A 17021-nucleotide genomic window follows, 5' to 3' on the forward strand; every position below is an offset into this window, starting at 1 on the left:
CAGGTTGGGCGGCGTCAGCGTGTACCTGGGAGTGCCCCCGCGAGCTGTCGCGTGAGCTCCGCCGCTGGCACTTCCTTGCACCCGCTGGCGTTTTGCCCCGCCCAGAGCGGCGAGAAGTCGCCGCTGCCCTGGCTTTCGGCCTTGGCGCGCAGGGGCGCGATGGCCGACGTCGCCAAGGGAAAGGCTGGCACGGCGCCGCTCATCGGCCCAAGCTCCCTCATCAGGCGGTTCACGATGCCCCGAGCGGGTCGCCCGGTGAACAGGTTGGTGAGCGCCGTGATGCCGGCTGCGCCGCTCGCGAGGGCCGCGCGATGCACCCTGCTCGTGGTGGCCTCCGGGCACAAGAGGTAGGCCGTCCCGACCTGCACGCCGGCCGCACCGAGCGCGATGGCGGCTGCAACACCCCTCGGGTCCGCGATGCCGCCCGCGGCGATGACGGGGATCTTCACGGCGTCCACGATCTGCGGCACCAGCGCGAAAGTGCCGAGCTGGACGCTGAGATCGTCGGACAGGAAGCTGCCGCGATGGCCGCCCGCCTCGATGCCCTGGGCGATGACCGCGTCGACGCCGCGCGCCTCCAGCCAGCGCGCCTCGTCGACCGTCGTCGCAGAGGACAGGATCTTCGCGCCCGAGCGGCGCACCCGCGAGAGCAAAGCCTCCGAGGGCAGGCCGAAGTGAAAGCTCACCACAGCAGGCCTGAGCTCGTCGAGCACATCAGCGGCCTCATCGCTGAAGGGCAACCGGCCGGGGCCGGTCGGGATGGCGCTTGCATCGACGCCGAGCTCGGCGAAGTACGGCGAGAGCCGGGCACGCCAGATCGCTTCTTGCTCGGCGTCGGGCTCGGGCCGCGTGTGACAGAAGAAGTTCACGTTGAACGGCCTCGTGGTCTGCGCTCGGATGGCTGCCAGCTCCTTGCGCAGGGCGTCCGGGCCCAGCACGGCGCCGGGCAGCGAGCCGAGCCCACCAGCGCTGGAGACCGCGACCGCGAGCGCGCTGCCCTGCACGCCGGCCATGGGGGCCTGGATGATTGGAAGATCGATCCCAAGGAGCTCCTGCAGCGTCGTCATGAGAATCTCCAGACCCACGGCCGAGGCAGCGTCCAGCTTTTGTCCTCTTTTCGCCCAACAGAGAGCGTTCGGCCGTGGGACCCGAGCGTAAGCGAAGGGCCCATCGCTGGCAACGCCGGGTTGGGCGGCACATGCTCACCTGCACGATGCGCTACTCGTTCCTCTGCCAGTACGAAGGTCGACATGAGGTATCGGGGATGAGCGTGGCTCGGGAATTCGGGCCTGGATCTCCGAGCGCGCGCTGAACACCATCAGTTCGCTCGCAACGAACCGGGGCATCGCGCTTGCGGTAGGACTGGGAGCTGGCCTCATAATCGAGGTGCCACGTGACGGACCACGTCGATCCATGCGTCCTTGCAAGCCAGTCCGGGGCGCCATCCGCCAGATGCTCGGATTCCAGAAAGTAGAGCCGCTTCCAGCCATGTTTCGATTCAGGCAGAGGCACTACATGGCCAATGCCGTCGAATACGGTGCGAACGCATGCCGGAGGCTCCTGGGACACCACCACGCGCGTTCCCATCTGTGTTGGCGACGCGCTGAATGTCACCCTGTGGTCGTCGCGGCCGTCCGCGTTGATGTCGCCGATCGACTCGACGCTGGGCGCTTCGCTGTCGAACGGAAGAACCCCAAATAGTGCGTCTTTCGCGGAGCATGGCGCCTCCGTGAGATACCGCGCCTGGAAGAAGACGGCACAGCTGCTGACGTCTCTGGGGGCACCCACGTCTGGCCAGCTGAACCCAAGTTGATAAACGCCCGCCGGCAGCTCGATCGTGCGCTCTTCCTCGATTTTCGTCAATTCCGTGCTGTCTTGCCGAAGTGACGGCGTGATACCAGCAGCAGGGCACCCTGGCGCCTTGAGCCATACCAATGCTCGTTCGCGAAGTCGGAACGCGTGGGAGCCGGGGCTGCTCGCGACAGCGGTGATGTGCAGGCTGACAACGTCATGCGCAGCAGCGCTTGGCGGGCTTGGCTGTTTCGATGCAGGTAAGCTGCTATTTGATATCTCTTGGGCGGGGGCCGGCGGTCGAGCTGCAGAGCCGTGGGGCAGCGGCGACGGACCATTTCGGGCACAGCCGGCGTGCAACAGGAGTGTCACGAGTAGCGGTGCTTGTGTCGTCTTCATGCGCAGGTTGGTTAGTTTGTCTAACTATCGGTCGATTGGTCGGCCGAAGCCACAGGACGAGGTCTGTCCAGTGGACCGTTCGGTAAGTCGTTCAACATGGTCGTGGAGCAGAGCCGTCCGATCGCGGCTCGCTGCCGGTGTGCGGGTTCGACTGGCCACCGCGGGTGATGTTGAAAGATCTGTCGAACAGTCCACCAGCTCGTTGCCTTTCGTGCCCTCCCCCCAGCCCCACAGCCCGAGCGGCTCGCGACTCAGAAGGTGCCGACGAGGCCGAAGGTGACGCCGCCGGGCGCGAAGCCGATCTGGGGCTCGAGCCGGAGGCGGGTGGAACGATGGCTCTCCGGTTCGCTTTCCTCGTACGGGAGGACGGCGATATCGACGATGTTGGCCGCGAGCAGGCCGAGGCTGCCGCCGAGGATCGCACCGACGACCGAAGGATCGACCCAATCACCTTCATCGGCCTTGCCGGCGGTCTCCGCTCCGATCTGGCTGCCGACCAACGTGCCCCCGATGTTGATGCCGAGGCTGGCCAAGGCCTTGACGGAATTGTCGTGACTGCCGTGGATAATCGGGCCCCCGCCTCGCCCGCAGGCTGCGAGAGCGGCGCGAGCGGGGCGGCACCAGCAGCCGGCGGCACGACGACCGGCGGCGCCGTGGTCGAGTCCGCCGCCGCAGGCCGAGACGGTGGTGCCGGCGAGATCTGCGGCGTGGAACCGGGAGGCGGTTCCATAGCGCCCGCCTGACCCAGCGCCAACATCACGGCTGCTGCGCAGCAACCCCCTAGTCCATCGCGCACCCAGATCGTCACCTCGCCGCTCCTCTCTCTTCTCTGCTCCTCTTCTTTTACCCGCAAGCGCGCAGCGTTTGTGCTCGGATGAGGGGCGTATTCATGCTCATGAGGCGAGCGAGCCCGGAGGACCTGATGCGCGATAGACGGCTCGCCCGGCGCCGTCCCTGCGGGGCTTGCCACGGCCGAGAGTTCCACGGTTTCAGATCCGCGGCGCGCGCGGCTCGGCTACACTGCGCGGCCCGTGGACTCCGTGATGGACCGCATCGAGGCGATGGTCGCCTGGTTCCGGCAGCGCCGGTGGGCGCACCTCGCCGTGGTGAACCTGCGCATCCTGATCGGCTTCGCGTTCCTGCCGGCGGGGCTGAAGAAGATCCTCGGCGAGCCGTTCACGGATCCGGGCAATCGCGGCCCGTTCCACGAGTTCTTGCACGCGTTCCACGCGACCGGGCACTTCTACACGTTCGTGGGCGTGGTCCAACTGGTGGCCGCGACGCTGCTCATGACGCAGCGGTTCGCGACGGTCGGCGCGTTCCTGGCGCTGCCGGTGACGGGCGCGATCCTGGCGTTCTGCTGGAGCACGGCGGTCGTCCCGACGGCGACGGTCGTCACGCTGATGTTCGCCGGCCTGGTCGGGCTGGCGCTGTGGGACGTCGAGCGGTGGCGCGGCGTCCTCGACGCGCCGGACGCCACGCCGCGGGCCGCGCGTGCCTCGTCACCCGCGCCGATCGACCTGCGGCTGTGGAGCCTGTGCGGGGCGGCCATCCTGGTGGCGTACGTCGCGACGTGTCTGCTCAGCGGCGGCATCTACCGGCCGCGCGGGCCCGCGTTCGATGAGCCGGGGTTCTACGTGCTGATGGCGCTGCCGCTGTTCCCGATCGTGACCGCGCTCATCGATCGTCGCCGGCGCGCGGGGCGCTGACGCCCCGGTACCGGGCCGCCGTGCACCGTCGGGGTGTTCGGTGTGCCGCTGATCGTGCCGCAGTAGAGGTGCCCCTGCAGTGGTGTCATGCGCCGGCGGGACCCTCCAGCGCCACGACGATGTCGCCGAGCGGCGCAGCGAGGTGGAGCCACGCCTCGCTGCCCACGCGCAGCACGGCGAGCACGTCGTCCGCCCGGCCGCGGAACGCGCCCAGCGAGCGGGCCGGGCCGCCCTCGTCGATAGCGAGCACGGCCACCTCGTCGTCAGCGCGCGCCACGACGATGAGCACGCCCGTATCGGTCGCGCCCAGCCAGACAGGGCGGCCGCCGAGCGCGACGCTCCGGGGAGCGCCGCGCTTCGGTACCTCGTGCAGGAGCCCGCGGGGAACGTCGCAGCCCCAGAACGAGCGCAGCCGCAGCGCGGCCGGCAGCGGGCCGCCGAACGCCTCGTAGGCGTCGCAGGCGTCGTAGCCGGGGTCGAGCGGGAGCAGGTCGGCGTCGTTCGGGACGAGGCGGGCGAGCGCCGCGTCGCGCGCCTCCGTGAAGCGAGGCAGCGCATGGCGAAGGCGTAACGCCGGCAGGCCACAGAGCGGTCGCAGGGCTGGGCGAGACTCATCCTCTTCCGTCACAACGCAGCGCCTGCCGCTCGGGTCGAGCAAGAGCACCGCGCGATTGCGGATCGCGATAGGTGTGTCTGGCCTGAAGACGGGGCACACCTCGAGGACCCCGTGATCCTTCTTCAGCTGCACGAGCCTCCAGCCGTCGATGGCGAAAACCCGGTTGCCATCCGTGCAAAGGCGGCGATAGGACGACGACGTTGCGGCAACGAGGGTTGTCCCCGGAGGAGCGAGCGCACCTCCTGACGCCAAGCCTGCGGGCGCTTGGCCGCGTCCTGGCTCGGGGCGCGGTGCGGCTACACCGTGCGCGGCGAGCCAGGCGCGGAGCGCGGCAGGCGCGTCCACGTGCGCGGCGGTATCCCACGCAAGCTGGATCGATAGGTCTGCACCCACGCGCAGCGCAGCGATTGGCCGCCCATGGCGCTCGAGCTCCACCGTGACCGGCCCCAGCGTGTCCTCCTCTAGTAGATCTGCGCCCTCGCCGTGCGGAGGCGTATTCCCGCGGAGGCGAAGCAGCGGGCGAAGCGCGTCGAGCCCAGAACGAGCGACGCGAACGCGGCGGCGATCGTTCGCGACGAGCCACGCCGCCGTCGCGCTGCCGAGGGCGCGGTCCACATCCGCTTGCTGCGGAGGCGGCGAAGGTAGGATGGGCCATACAGGCATAGGGCTATCGCTTCGGCGCTGTGGGCACGTACTTCCCGCCGTGCACCGTCGGATTGTTCGGCGTGCCGCTCATCGTGCCGTAGTAGAGATGACCCTGCTTGTCGGTAGCGTACTCCTTGCCTTCAATGACGAAGTCGGATCCATCACCCCGCTTCGCTGTCGGAGACCAGAAGTTGTGCCACGGCCGCGGCTTGATCGACGCCGCTTTTCGCCTGCCTAAGAACGCGCTCCCCATGCGCCGCTCGGTCCGTTTTGTCATGCTGGCCCTCGGGCCTCCCTCCCTGAGGTTGTCTGCCTGCAGCAAGCCTGCGGAGGCGGTGCAGGCGACGGCGCCGGACGCCGCGGCCGACCTGGCCGCGCCGCCGGTCATCTGCCCGCGCGCGGCTCCAGCCGGAGCCACACGCCGCCGGACGTGCGCAGCGTGGTCGCGACGTGCAGCCGTGTCGTCCGCCCTGGCACCGCGCTGACCCGGTAGCGCTGGAGGAGCCGGGCGAGGATGAGCTGCCCTTCCATGAGCGCGAACTCCTTGCCGATGCACTGCCGCTGTCCGATCCCGAACGGGATGAACGCGAGCGGGTGCCGGGCGCGCGTGCGCTCGGGCGTGAACCGGCCCGGGTCGAACCGCATCGGGGCTTCCCAGTGGTCCGGGTGCCGGTGGAGGACATAACTCATGATGCCCACCAGGGTGCCTGCGGGGATGTGGAAGCCGTCGATCTCGTCGTCCTCGACCGCGGTGCGAGGTATCCAGTACGCTGGCGGGTAGATCCGGAGGGCCTCCTGCACGACCGCGAGCGCGAGCGGCAGCCTGGGGACGTCCGCGAAGCCGGGCCGCCGGTCGCCGAGCGCCGCGTCGACCTCCGCCGCGAGCGCCTGCAGGAGGTCGGGGTTCTCGACGAGGAAGTGGAGCGCCCACGCGAGGGTGACCGAGGTCGTCTCGTACCCGGCGAGGAACATCGACACCGCCTCGTCCCGCAGCTGCTGGTTGGACATCTGCTCGCCGGTCTCGGCGTCCACCGTGGCGAGGAGGATCGAGAGCAGATCGCCGCCCCGCCCCGGCTGCGCGCGGCGCTGCGCGATGAAGCGAAACACGTTCTCATCGATCGTCTTCACCGACCGCTCGAAGCGGCGCCGCCCCGGGGCCGGCATCCAGCTCGGCAGCGCCCGGAGCGCGGCACCGAAGAGCATGTAGTCGATCGCGTACTTCATCGAGCCGCCGACGGCGTCCGCCTCCTCTTTGGTGATCCCCGAGCCGAACATCGTGTTGAGGATGACCTTCATCGTGATGTGCGGGAGCTCCCGCTCGGCGTTGACAGGGCGCCCCGCGGCGGCGGCCACGCCGAAGCCGGCCATGCCGTCGTCGATCGCCTGCACCATGAGGTCGCACATCGCGGCGAGCCGGTCCCTGTGGAACTCCGGCTGGATCATCCGCCGCTGCCGCAGCCAGAGGTCACCCTCGCTCGTGGGCAGCCCATTGCCGATGAGCGCGCGGATGCTCTCCCATAGAGCCCCTCCCTTGGAGTAGTTGCGCGCGTTGTCGCGCAGGACGTGCTGCGCGTGCCTCGGGTGGTTCAGCGCGACGATCCGCGCGAGCCCGAGATCGATCGTGTACAGATCGCCGAGCTGCTCTCTCGCCGAGACGAGGTAATCGAGCCGATCCTTCAGCAAATGCGGGAGCACGCCGACGAGCGGAAAGCCGCGCGCCGACGGCGGCGCGCTCGCGCGGGGGGCGGCGCCGGCGGTGGCGCGGGCGGGTGTGCTGGAGAGAAGATCCGGCTGCATCATGGCCTCGCCAAGGGAAGGGGCGTATCCGATCGAGCGGCGGTATCCGAGCCGCTCGGCGGACAGGGCGCCCGCTGCGCTGATCGGACGAGAGTACATGAGCGCGGACCCCGGCGACGAGGACTTTGGAAAAGCTTCTTCGTAGCGCGCCCTCACCGCCCACAGTGTGGACGCGCGAGGCCCAAGCGACGGCGCGAGCGCCCGAGGGGCGATGTCCTCGGACGTTGTATTCCTACGCTGTCACGCGACGGCGCGCCGCGAGGTGCCGCTCGATGTGGCCTATCGCCGCCGCCACGCCGTCCTCGCCGCGGATCTTGCGTCCGAGCTCCTCGGCACGCTCTTTCATGCCGGCGTCGGTCGCGGCGGTCCGGATCGCGGCCGCGAGCGCGTCGGCGGTGAGGCGCGGCCGCGGGATGGCGCGCGGGCCGACGCCGAGCTCCTCGACGCGGCGCCCCCAGAAGAGCTGGTCCCCGAGGTGCGGGACGACCACCGCAGGCCGCCCGGCGCGCAGGCACGCGGCCACGGTGCCTGCGCCCCCGTGGATCACCGCCGCGGCGACCCGCGGATACAGCCAGTCGTGCGGCGCGGCGTCGATCTGGAGGATGCTGTCGGGCAGCGCGATGTCGCCGAGCCCGGCCCAGCCGGAGAGCAGGATGGCGCGCTGGCCGCTCCGCGCGACCGCGTCGACGAGGAGCCTCGTCGTGGCGCCGGGATCGTGGGACGTCATGCTGCCGAAGCCGAGGGCGACCGGCGGCTCGCCCGCCGCGAGGAACCGCTCGAGGGCCTCGGGCGGCCTGTACTCTTCGCCCTCGTCGAGGAACCAGTAGCCCGCCGTGTGGTAGCTGGGCGGCCAGTCCGGCGGGTGCGGGACGACGTGGGCGCTGTAGCCGTGGACGACCAGCATGCGGCGCAGCGCGGCCATGTACGCCCGCCGATCCTGCGGCGGCAGGCCGAGCCTCTGCCGCACGCGGGCCGTCACGCCGCCGTACCAGCGCCACACCGTCGGCTCGATCAGGAGCCTGCCGAACAGGAGGTTGAGCACGCTGTCGCGGCGCGGGAAGGGCGCGGCGACCGCGGTCGGCCCATGGCGCGTCGCCAGGATGGAGGGCTGGAACGGGATGCTGACCTGCACTGCGCCGGAGGCCTCGGCGATGGAGGCCGCGTACGTGTCCGAGGTGAAGCTGCTCAGGATGAGCTCGGCGCCCTCGCACGCGCGCAGGGCATCGTCGGTCATCTCCGCGCCGAAGCGATCGATGAGCCGCTGCAGGATCCGCGACTGGGCCATCGGATCCGTGCCGCGCGACACCCACTCTTTGCCGAGGTCGCTCTCCATGATGTCGACCATGTCGAGGCTCCCCGGGATCGCCGTGAGCCCGTGCGCCTCGATCCAGCGCTGGAAGCTCTTGCCGGCGAGGACGCGGACCGCGTGGCCGCGGGCCGCGAGCGCCTTGCCGAGCGCGATCGCGGGCTGGACGTCGCCCCGGGTGCCCAGCGCGAGGACGGTGGTCTTCATGGGGCCGCCTCGCCTCAGAGCGCCTTCCAGGACGCGTCGCCCGACGGCAGCCGCGGCGGCTCGACCGACAGGATGTAGTCGACCCGGCGGTTGCGCGGCTCGTCCACCTGGTCCGCGGTCTTCACGAGCGGCGCCGACTCGCCGAGCCCCTCGAAGGCGATGGGGAGCTTCACGCCGCGGCCCTTGAACCAGGCGGCGATCGCGCGGGCGCGCTTCCGCGACAGGGTGAGGTTGTGCTCCACGCTGCCGACCGTGTCCGTGTGGCCGACGATGAACAGCGTGATCTTGCCGAGCTCGCTGGTCTTCGCCACGACCTCGGAGATCTTCTGGAGGCTCGCCTCCAGCTTGGGCACCTCGGGGGCGCGGATGACGTCGGAGTTGGTCTCGAACTGCACCTCTTCGTGGGGGATGCTCACGTTCCAGGGGATGATCGCGATCCCCGCCCAGTACCCCTCGGTGTCGTAGCCGTACACCTCGATGCGCGCGACGGGCTCGTCGCTCGAGGGCGACCAGGTCACGGCGAGCGGTGAGCCGGCGGCGGCCCCGCCGAACGGCTTCTCCTCTTCGGCCAGGACCGCGCCCGACTGCCCGAGGACCTTGATGCGCACCTTGCTGGCGGCGCGCGACAGCTTCACCTCGATCTGGCGGCCCTTGACGTCCACCTTGGACCTGTCGATCGTCACCTCGAGCGCGGGCGGCCTCGCCTGGGCGCTTCGTGGCGGTGAGGGCGCGGGTGAGGGGCCGTCGGCGCGCGCGGCGGCGGGGGCGAGCAGGGAGGCGGCGAGGAGCACGGCCGGGGCATGGCGCATGGGGATCCCCATCTCAGGAGGGTGAGGGAAATGCGGGAAGACGTCCCCGAGCATACCAAAAGGCGCGCGTGGTGGAGCGGCGGGGTGACGTGCCGTGTGTTCGTGGCGCGAGCCGCCCTGCGCGCCGGCCTGCACCGGTGTAGGGTGTACCGTCGAGCGTCGAGCGCGCTCCGGCAAAGGCGCCGGAGATCCAGCTGAACGGCGTCCCACGTCACATGGCAGTCACCATTTTCGACCTCTTCAAGATCGGTATCGGGCCCAGCAGCTCACACACGGTCGGGCCGATGCGCGCGGCGCGCATGTTCGCGGTGGATCTCGACGAGGCGGGCCTGCTCGCCCGCACCGCGGCGGTGTCGGTGGAGCTGTTCGGGTCGCTCGGCGCCACGGGCCGCGGCCACGGCAGCGACAAGGCCGTGATCCTCGGGCTCATGGGCGAGACGCCGGACGGGGTGGACGTCGAGCGGGCGGGCGCGATCGTCGAGGGCGTGCGGCAGAGCGGCCGGCTGTCGCTGCTCTCCCGCCACGAGATCGGCTTCCAGGTGAAAGGACACCTGGCCTTCCTGCACCGGAGCCTGCCGTTTCATCCGAACGGCATGCGCTTCACGGCGCTGGACGAGGGCGGCGCGCCGCTGCGCGCGCGCGTGTATTACTCGGTGGGCGGCGGCTTCGTGGTGAACGAGGCGGCGGCGAAGGGGGAGAACCCGATCGAAGCGGACACGACGCCGCTGCCGTATCCGTTTCACAGCGCCGCGGATCTGCTCGCGGCGTGCGCGGCGAGCGGCCTGTCGATAAGCCAGGTCATGCTGGAGAACGAGAAGGTCTTTCGCCCGGAGGCGGAGACCCGGGCGGGGCTCCTGCGCATCTGGGGGGTGATGCAGGAGTGCGTGCGGCGTGGCTTCCGGGCGGAGGGCGTGTTGCCCGGCGGCCTCAAGGTGGTGCGCCGCGCGCCGGCGCTTTACCGCAAGCTCATCGAGAGCCCCGAGGCGGGGCTCCGGGATCCGCTGACGGCGATGGACTGGGTGAGCCTCTACGCGCTCGCGGTGAGCGAGGAGAACGCCGCCGGGGGCCGCGTGGTCACGGCGCCGACGAACGGCGCTGCGGGGATCATCCCGGCGGTCCTGCACTATTACCGGCGCTTCGTGCCGACGTCGACGGACGAGGGGGTCATCCGCTTTTTGCTGACGGCGGGCGCGATAGGCATTCTCTACAAGGAGAACGCGTCGATCAGCGGCGCGGAGGTGGGGTGTCAGGGCGAGGTGGGCTCCGCGTGCTCGATGGCCGCCGGCGCGCTGGCCGAGGGGCTGGGCGGCACGCCGGCGCAGGCCGAGAACGCGGCCGAGATCGCGATGGAGCACAACCTCGGATTGACGTGTGATCCGGTGGGCGGGCTCGTCCAGGTGCCGTGCATCGAGCGCAACGCGATGGCCGCGATCAAGGCGATCAGCGCGGCGCGCATGGCGATGCACGGCGATGGGGCGCACTTCGTGAGCCTCGACAAGGTGATCAAGACGATGCGCGACACCGGGGCAGACATGGAGTCGAAGTACAAGGAGACGGCGCGCGGGGGGCTCGCGGTGAACGTGCTCGAGGTGCCGGTGGAGGTGGGGGTCAATTTGCCGGAGTGTTAGCGCTCTTCCTGGGCAGCGCCGTGCCTGCGGCATACCCGTCGACGAACTCTTGCAGCTTTCGCATCTGGTACGTCCGCACGAGCGCCCTGAGCTGCTCGAGCCACGGGCCGAGCCGCGGGTCGGTTTCCTCCATCCGCACCGCTTCCGTCACCACGTTGCGGACGCGCCCCGACGCCACCAGCCGCGATAGGAGGGCGAGCTCCTCGGCCGAAGGCGGCACCAGCGGACCCTTCTCCCTCGCCGCCGTGACAGGGGCCTTCTCCTCGGCGTGAATCCATTCCACGCCGAGGAAGCGGTGGATCTTGTCGAAGAGCTCGCCCGCTTGCACGGGCTTGTGCAAGGAGTCGTTCCAGCCGGCGCCGACGCCCTCCTGCTGTTCGGCTCCGGACACGTTCGCGGACGAGATCAGGATGACGACCTCGCCGAGCTCGGGCATCTTCCGCAGGCGGCGCGTGGCCTCATGGCCGTCGATGCCCGGCATGACCAGGTCCATCAAGACGAGCGCCGGCCTCCGCTCCATGGCCAGCCGGAGCGCCGCCTCACCGTCTTCGGCCTCCACGACCTCGAAGCCGATCGGGACCAGCAAATCGCTCATCAAGGCACGGTTATGCGGGTTGTCGTCCACGACGAGGATCGTGCGGCGCTCTCCGCGATACCCGGTGATCGTATGCCATCCGAGGGTCTTGTCGGCGCTCGCGGCGGCTGGCCCCTCCGCGAGCGCGAGCGTCACCGTGAAGGCGCTGCCTCGGCCGAGCTCGCTCTCGACCTCGATCGTGCCGCCCATCTGGTCGACGATCCTCTTCGTGATGGCGAGGCCGAGCCCTGTGCCGGCGCTCTTCGCCTTGTGATCTCCGACCTGCTCGAAGGGATCGAAGATGCGCGAGACGTGCTCCGCGGCAATCCCGGGGCCCGTGTCCTCGACCCGGAACCGCAGCGTGCTCGCTTCACCGGGGCCGCGCTTCAGCTCGTCGACGACGAGGGTGATGCTCCCTCGCTCGGTGAACTTGATGGCGTTGCTCAGGAGGTTCAACAGCACCTGCGTCAGGCGCTTCTCGTCGCCGTAGAACGAGGACGTCGTTCCGCCGCGTATCTCATGGGTGAAGGCGATGCCCTTCTGGTCCGCGCGCACGCGGCACAGATCCACCACCGTGCGCACAAGCGCCTGGAAATCGAACTTCTTCGCGACGAGATCCATCTTGCCGGCCTCGATCTTCGCGAGGTCCAGCACGTCTTCCAGCAATGAGAGGAGATGCTCGCCCGATTTCTTGATGACTTGCACCCCATCACGGCTCTTCAGGGAGAGCTCGGGCGCGCGAGCGAGGACCTGGGCATAACCGAGGATGCCGTTGAGCGGCGTGCGCAGCTCGTGGCTCATGCTCGAGAGGAAATCGCTCTTCGCCCGGTTCGCCCGATCGGCCGCCTCCTTGGCGATCTGGAGCTCGGCCGTGCGCTCCTTGATCCTGGCCTCCAGGTCCCGGTACAGGACGGCGTTCTCGACGGCAATGGCCGCCTGCGAGGCCAGCACCGACAGGAACTCCACGCGCGCGGGAGGGAACGCCGACGGCACGTCGCGGTGCTCGAGGTACAGCACGCCCACGAGATGGCCCCTGTGGGTCAAGGGCAGGGCCAGCAGCGAGAGCACCACGCGCGACGCGAGGTAGGGGTCGACGGCGAAGCGCGCCTCGCTCGTCGCATCGCCTGTCACCACCGGCTCGCCCGTGCGGGCCGCATACTGCACCATGGTCGCCGGCACGTCGTGGCTTTGCCCGAGGGGCTCCGACAGCCCCGTCTCGATGCGAGCCCCCTCCACCGACAGCCGCGCCACGACGGAGAGCGCTTCCCCTTCGCAGAGGACGAGGGCGCCGCGCTGCGCCCCCGCGTTCGCCAGCAAAAGCTCCATCAGCCGGCCCACGACGCGCTCCGGGTCGCGCTCGCTCGAGAGCGCCTGCGCCGCGCGCACCGCGGTGTTCACGTCGAGGCTCGCGCCCGTGGAGGCGCCCGTGGTCGCCGCCGCCGTCATCGCGCGCTCGACAGGCGCCCCCTGCATGGCCGCCCTGAGCAGGGCAGGGTATTTCGCGTTCAGATGGGCGACCACGTTGACCGCGCCCCAGCGCGCATGGGCGTCGCGGGCCTCGCGCAGGTACATGGCACCGATGTGCCTCTTGCCCGTTTGCAGCCGGAACTCGGCGGCGAGCTGGATCGAAAGAGCCTCGATGTGCAGGAAGCGGTGCTCGCGCGCGAGCTCGATGGCCTCGTCGTACCTGGCGATGGCCTCCTCGGTCTCGCCGCGGACGCGGGCGTCTTCGGCCTCGACGAGGCGCAGCTTGTGGAGGAAGTTCGGCGCGCAACCTTCCGCGAAGTACCGCAGCCGCTCGAGGCCGTGGTCGATGTGCTCCCGCAGCCTCGCCTGCTCCTCGGCGCCGGCGGCGTCATGCCAGCGCTTCGCCGCCGAGAGGGCGAGGAAGAACGGGATATCCGTGACCGGCGGCATGCCGAGGATGTCGGCTCGAGACTGGTCTGCCTCCCGCGCCCGCGATAACGCTCGCTCCCACCTGCCGGTGACACAGAACAGATAGACTTCCAGGGTACGAGCGAGCCCTCCCGTGAACCCGTCCCCGTCGGCCAGGAGGGAGTGCGAGCCTCGCGAGAGCGGCTCGTCGTTCAGGAGCTTCGGGGCGCCGTCAGGGGTCATCAGCACGTCACAATAGGACGCGATCGCCTCGAAGTGGTGCCTCCCCACGGCGTCGCCCGCGCGCTGCACGAGATCCCAGCGAGCCTTGACCTGCGCGTCGACCTGGCCGAGCGGCAGGCCACGCCAGACGCGGTGATAGAACAGGTCGGCGAGGAGGCCCCAGCTCGTGCCCTGGAAAGAACCGAGCTTCAGTCCGGCCGCCATGCCTTGCTCATAGAGGGCGGCCGTCTCGTCGACAGGTCTGGAATAGACCATGTAGATACCATGAAGCACCAGGCACTCGGGGAGCATCGGGGACCCCACCCGCTCCGCGGCGCGCACCCCGGGCTCGACCCACCGCAGGACCCGGCGATACATGCCCGTGGCCACCGACCACACGTTGGCGAAGCTGCAGAGCATCAGGGTGGCAGCTGGCGTGAGGGCCCCCCGTCGCACCGCCTCGGAGACAAGGCGAACGATGATGAGCGTGTAGAGCATCGGCCGGCCTCCGTAGATGGAGCAGAGCTGCGTCTGCGTCATCAGGGCGTCGATGAGCCGGTGCTCCGGGGACTGCTCGGGCGGCATTCGATCGAACGCGCCGAGGTCCTGCTCCAACCATCGATCCAGCGCGGCGGACTCCTCGAGCAGCGCCGGCTGGCACGCCTCGTCCGTCTCGGGGAAGGCGAAGCCCCGCTCCGCGAGCGCCGCGATACCAAGCCCGATTCCCCGCGCGTACTGGCCCGTCGCCAGGCAGCAGCGGACGCGGATCTCCTGCGCCGACAGCCAGGGCACCGCCCCGAGAGGCCTCGCGAGCAAGTCGAGCGCACGTGCTTCGACGTCCTCGAAATCTCGCAGCAGATAGGCCGCCTCCAGCCGCTCCAGCGCTATCTCCACCGACAGCGCCAGCTCGTCGCCGGCGGCGCGCTCGCCGAGGAGCGCCTGCGCGTTCTCCAGCAGGCTGGCCATCAGGCGGTGGGAGCTCGCGGCCTTCGCGACGCGAGCGGCCTCCAGGTTCATCCGCGCGACGTCATTGAGCTCCTCGACGGACGTGAGCCGCGCCGAACCCTGGTTCATGTGCCGCGCGAGCTCCAGGAGCTGCTGCGCCGTGCCCCCTTCCGCGCGATACCGCGCCCAGAGCCGCCGGCCGATCTCGAGGTGCGCGAGGACGCGCTGCTCCGGCGAGATCCGCTCGTAGCTCGCCTGCTGCACGCGGTCGTGCAAGAACCGGTACGAGGCGTCCAGCGCTCCGTCTCCCACCCCTCCGAGCGCCTGCGCGGGGCGATACGCCCCGTCGACCGGGACGACCAGCTCCTCCTGCAGCGCCGGCCATAACGCTCCCGTCACCCGGGCGGGCTCCCACCCGCTCAATCGCTCCAGATCATGGAGATGGAACGTGTGCCCCGCGCACGCCGCGAGCCCCATGAGCTGCTGTGTCGCGTCCGGCATTTCTCGCACTTTGTCCGTCAGCAACGACACCACGTTGTCGGTGATCTGCGCTCGCTCCAGGTCCGCCTGATTCCACTGCCATTCCCCGCTCTCCGCGTCCCGCGAGAGGAGCTTCTGCCGGTGCAGGGAGAACAGCAGTTGCTCCAGGAAGAACGGGTTTCCACGCGTCTTTTGCCACTGCACACGCGCGAGCGGCTCCACGCGCTTCGGCTCGCTCTCGAGCGTGCGCGAGAGCCACTTTTGCACCTGCTCTTCCGACAGGGGGCCCACCGTCAGCCTCGATACCTTGGCCTCGCTCGCCTCCACGGCCTCCACGAGCTTCCACAGCGGATGCTCGGGCGGCGTCTCGTTGTCACGGTACGCTGCGATCACCAGCAGCGACCTCCGCTCCACGTCCGTCAGCAGCGTCTGCAGGATGATCAGCGTGGCGCTGTCCGCCCACTGCATGTCGTCCAGGAACATGACGAGCGGCGGGTTCGGTGTCGTGACGGTTCGAACGAAGTTCAACCACGTCAGCTTCTGCCGGTTGAGCACCTGCTCGCCCTCCGCCGGCGGCACCGGCGGCAGCTTGCCCATGACGAGGTCGAGCTCCGGCACCACGTCCGCGATCAGCCGCGCGTTGTCCCCGACCTCGCTCCGGATCCGATCCCGCCAGGTCTCCAGGACCGCCTTCGGGCTCGAGATCCATTGACGCATCAGCCCCCCGAATGCCTGCGCCATCGCGGCGTAGGGCGTCGACCGCGCGAGCTGGTCGTGCTTGCCTGCGATCAAGAGGCCGCGCCCCGCCTTCGCGATGTCGTGGTAGACCGTGCGCACCAGCGCCGTCTTGCCGATGCCCGACGGTCCGCCGACGAGCAAGAGCTCCGCCGCGCCTCGCTCGGCGCGGGCAAACGATTCGCCCACCCGCTCGACGTCGTGCTCCCGCCCCACGAGCACCTGCGGCAACCGCAGCTTCCGTGAGAAGTCCTTCTTTCCAAGCGAGAAGGGCGCCGCCGTACCGCGCTGGTGGAGCGCGCGGAGCGCCTCCTCCATATCCTCGGCCGCGCCTCTGGCCGTCTGGTACCGCCGCTCGGGATCCTTCGCCAGGAGCTTCGATATGATCGCCGACACGCCGCTCGGCACCTCCGGCGCGATCGTGTCGAGCGGAGGCGGGCTTTTGGCCAGATGCGCGTGCACCAGCGAGAGCGGATCGCGGTCCGTGAAGGGCCGCCGCCCCGAGAGCACCTCGAAGAGCGTCACGCCCAGCGAATAGAGATCCGTGCGGGTATCGAGCGCGCGCGCCGTGCGCCCCGTCTGCTCTGGCGAGATATACGCCAGGGTACCCTCCAGCGCTTCGGGAATGCTCGCCTCGGTCGCTTCCTGGGACAGCAGCGAGGCGATGCCGAAGTCGAGCAGGGTGACCTGCTCGTACGTGTCATCCACGAGCAGGTTCTGCGGTTTGACGTCCTTGTGCATCACACCGGCGGCATGCACGCCCTCGAGCACCTGAGCAAGGCGTTGCCCGAACCGCAGCCCGGCCGCCACCGGCAGGCGACCGTGCTTGGCGAGCACCTGATCGAGCGAGCTCGCTCCAGGGTTCTCGAGCACCAGCGCCGCCGTGCCGTTCCGCTGCTCGAACGCATGCACGCGCGCCACGCCTGGCACGGCCGCGAGCTGCTGAAGCACTTGATGCTCGTGGACCAGCCGCCCCATGACGCGAGGGTTGGGCACCTCGGCGAGCGGAAATTTGATCGCCACCTGCGCGCCCGAGGGGAGATGCACCGCGCGACAGACGCGCGTCTCGCTCCCCTCGTAGGCGATATCCCCCAGGGCATACTCCGTCAGTTCCATGCCTGAGCCCCTCCCCTGCATCTGCACCGCGGCCCGATAGCCGAGTGTGCGCTAAACTAGCCTGGGCACGGCAACACAAGTCAATGCAAATTTGAAAGACGCTTCGCGACTGCCACATTCGCGCACCCCGCACGCGTGCGCGGGCACACCCGCGTGCGCCGTTTCCA

General features: G+C 69.8%; 11 protein-coding genes. 2 read left to right on the forward strand and 9 right to left on the reverse strand.

Translation table 11 applies throughout. The features are described from left to right. Window positions 1-14 precede the first annotated feature (14 nt). The 3 genes from WME97_RS09845 to WME97_RS09855 form a co-directional block, all read right to left on the reverse strand. Window positions 15-1067 carry an NAD(P)H-dependent flavin oxidoreductase gene (locus WME97_RS09845; RefSeq protein WP_437551434.1) on the reverse strand — a complete coding sequence of 351 codons (1053 nt, stop codon included), beginning with the start codon at window positions 1065-1067 and terminating at the stop codon, window positions 15-17. Window positions 1068-1218: 151 nt separating this feature from the next. Further along, window positions 1219-1863 carry a hypothetical protein gene (locus WME97_RS09850; RefSeq protein WP_437551436.1) on the reverse strand — a complete coding sequence of 215 codons (645 nt, stop codon included), beginning with the start codon at window positions 1861-1863 and terminating at the stop codon, window positions 1219-1221. Between the two features lie 578 nt (window positions 1864-2441). Beyond that, complete coding sequence (locus WME97_RS09855; RefSeq protein WP_437551438.1) at window positions 2442-2723, reverse strand: hypothetical protein; 282 nt, start codon at window positions 2721-2723, stop codon at window positions 2442-2444. Window positions 2724-3221: 498 nt separating this feature from the next. Here WME97_RS09855 and WME97_RS09860 point away from each other — a divergent pair, with 498 nt between their 5' ends. Further along, a complete protein-coding gene (locus WME97_RS09860; protein WP_437551440.1) occupies window positions 3222-3899 on the forward strand; it encodes a hypothetical protein in 678 nt (225 codons plus the stop codon). An 85-nt stretch (window positions 3900-3984) separates the two neighbouring features. On the opposite strand, the gene WME97_RS09865 is transcribed toward WME97_RS09860, so the two are convergent. The 5 genes from WME97_RS09865 to WME97_RS09885 form a co-directional block, all read right to left on the reverse strand. Further along, window positions 3985-4647, reverse strand: coding sequence for a hypothetical protein (locus WME97_RS09865; protein ID WP_437551442.1), 663 nt, complete (start codon window positions 4645-4647; stop codon window positions 3985-3987). Window positions 4648-5182: 535 nt separating this feature from the next. After that, entirely contained in the window at window positions 5183-5437 is a 255-nt protein-coding gene (locus WME97_RS09870) for a hypothetical protein (protein ID WP_437551444.1), read from the reverse strand. A gap of 107 nt (window positions 5438-5544) precedes the next feature. Further along, on the reverse strand, window positions 5545-7056 hold the full coding sequence (locus tag WME97_RS09875; protein ID WP_437551446.1) for a cytochrome P450: 1512 nt from the start codon (window positions 7054-7056) through the stop codon (window positions 5545-5547). Between the two features lie 133 nt (window positions 7057-7189). Further along, complete coding sequence (locus WME97_RS09880; protein WP_437551448.1) at window positions 7190-8470, reverse strand: glycosyltransferase; 1281 nt, start codon at window positions 8468-8470, stop codon at window positions 7190-7192. Between the two features lie 14 nt (window positions 8471-8484). Next, window positions 8485-9279 carry an OmpA family protein gene (locus tag WME97_RS09885; RefSeq protein ID WP_437551450.1) on the reverse strand — a complete coding sequence of 265 codons (795 nt, stop codon included), beginning with the start codon at window positions 9277-9279 and terminating at the stop codon, window positions 8485-8487. Between the two features lie 215 nt (window positions 9280-9494). Here WME97_RS09885 and WME97_RS09890 point away from each other — a divergent pair, with 215 nt between their 5' ends. Continuing rightward, window positions 9495-10907 carry an L-serine ammonia-lyase gene (locus tag WME97_RS09890; RefSeq protein ID WP_437551452.1) on the forward strand — a complete coding sequence of 471 codons (1413 nt, stop codon included), beginning with the start codon at window positions 9495-9497 and terminating at the stop codon, window positions 10905-10907. Here the strand turns inward: WME97_RS09890 and WME97_RS09895 are convergent. Continuing rightward, the gene (locus tag WME97_RS09895; RefSeq protein WP_437551453.1) at window positions 10888-16854 is read right to left on the reverse strand and encodes an AAA family ATPase; all 5967 of its coding nucleotides are present in this window, start codon (window positions 16852-16854) and stop codon (window positions 10888-10890) included. The two genes, WME97_RS09890 and WME97_RS09895, sit on opposite strands and share 20 nt — an antisense overlap. Between the last annotated feature and the right edge of the window lie 167 nt (window positions 16855-17021).

Source organism: Sorangium sp. So ce367 (genome assembly GCF_051520455.1).
GTDB classification, from domain to species: domain Bacteria; phylum Myxococcota_A; class Polyangia; order Polyangiales; family Polyangiaceae; genus Sorangium; species Sorangium cellulosum_B.

Bases quoted from the DNA above. Each gene is read 5' to 3' on its own strand.
- WME97_RS09845 (WP_437551434.1), bottom strand. From the start codon at position 1,067: ATGACGACGCTGCAGGAGCTCCTTGGGATCGATCTTCCAATCATCCAG.
- WME97_RS09870 (WP_437551444.1), bottom strand. From the start codon at position 5,437: ATGACAAAACGGACCGAGCGGCGCATGGGGAGCGCGTTCTTAGGCAGG.
- WME97_RS09875 (WP_437551446.1), bottom strand. From the start codon at position 7,056: ATGTACTCTCGTCCGATCAGCGCAGCGGGCGCCCTGTCCGCCGAGCGG.
- WME97_RS09880 (WP_437551448.1), bottom strand. From the start codon at position 8,470: ATGAAGACCACCGTCCTCGCGCTGGGCACCCGGGGCGACGTCCAGCCC.
- WME97_RS09885 (WP_437551450.1), bottom strand. From the start codon at position 9,279: ATGCGCCATGCCCCGGCCGTGCTCCTCGCCGCCTCCCTGCTCGCCCCC.
- WME97_RS09890 (WP_437551452.1), top strand. From the start codon at position 9,495: ATGGCAGTCACCATTTTCGACCTCTTCAAGATCGGTATCGGGCCCAGC.
- WME97_RS09895 (WP_437551453.1), bottom strand. From the start codon at position 16,854: ATGGAACTGACGGAGTATGCCCTGGGGGATATCGCCTACGAGGGGAGC.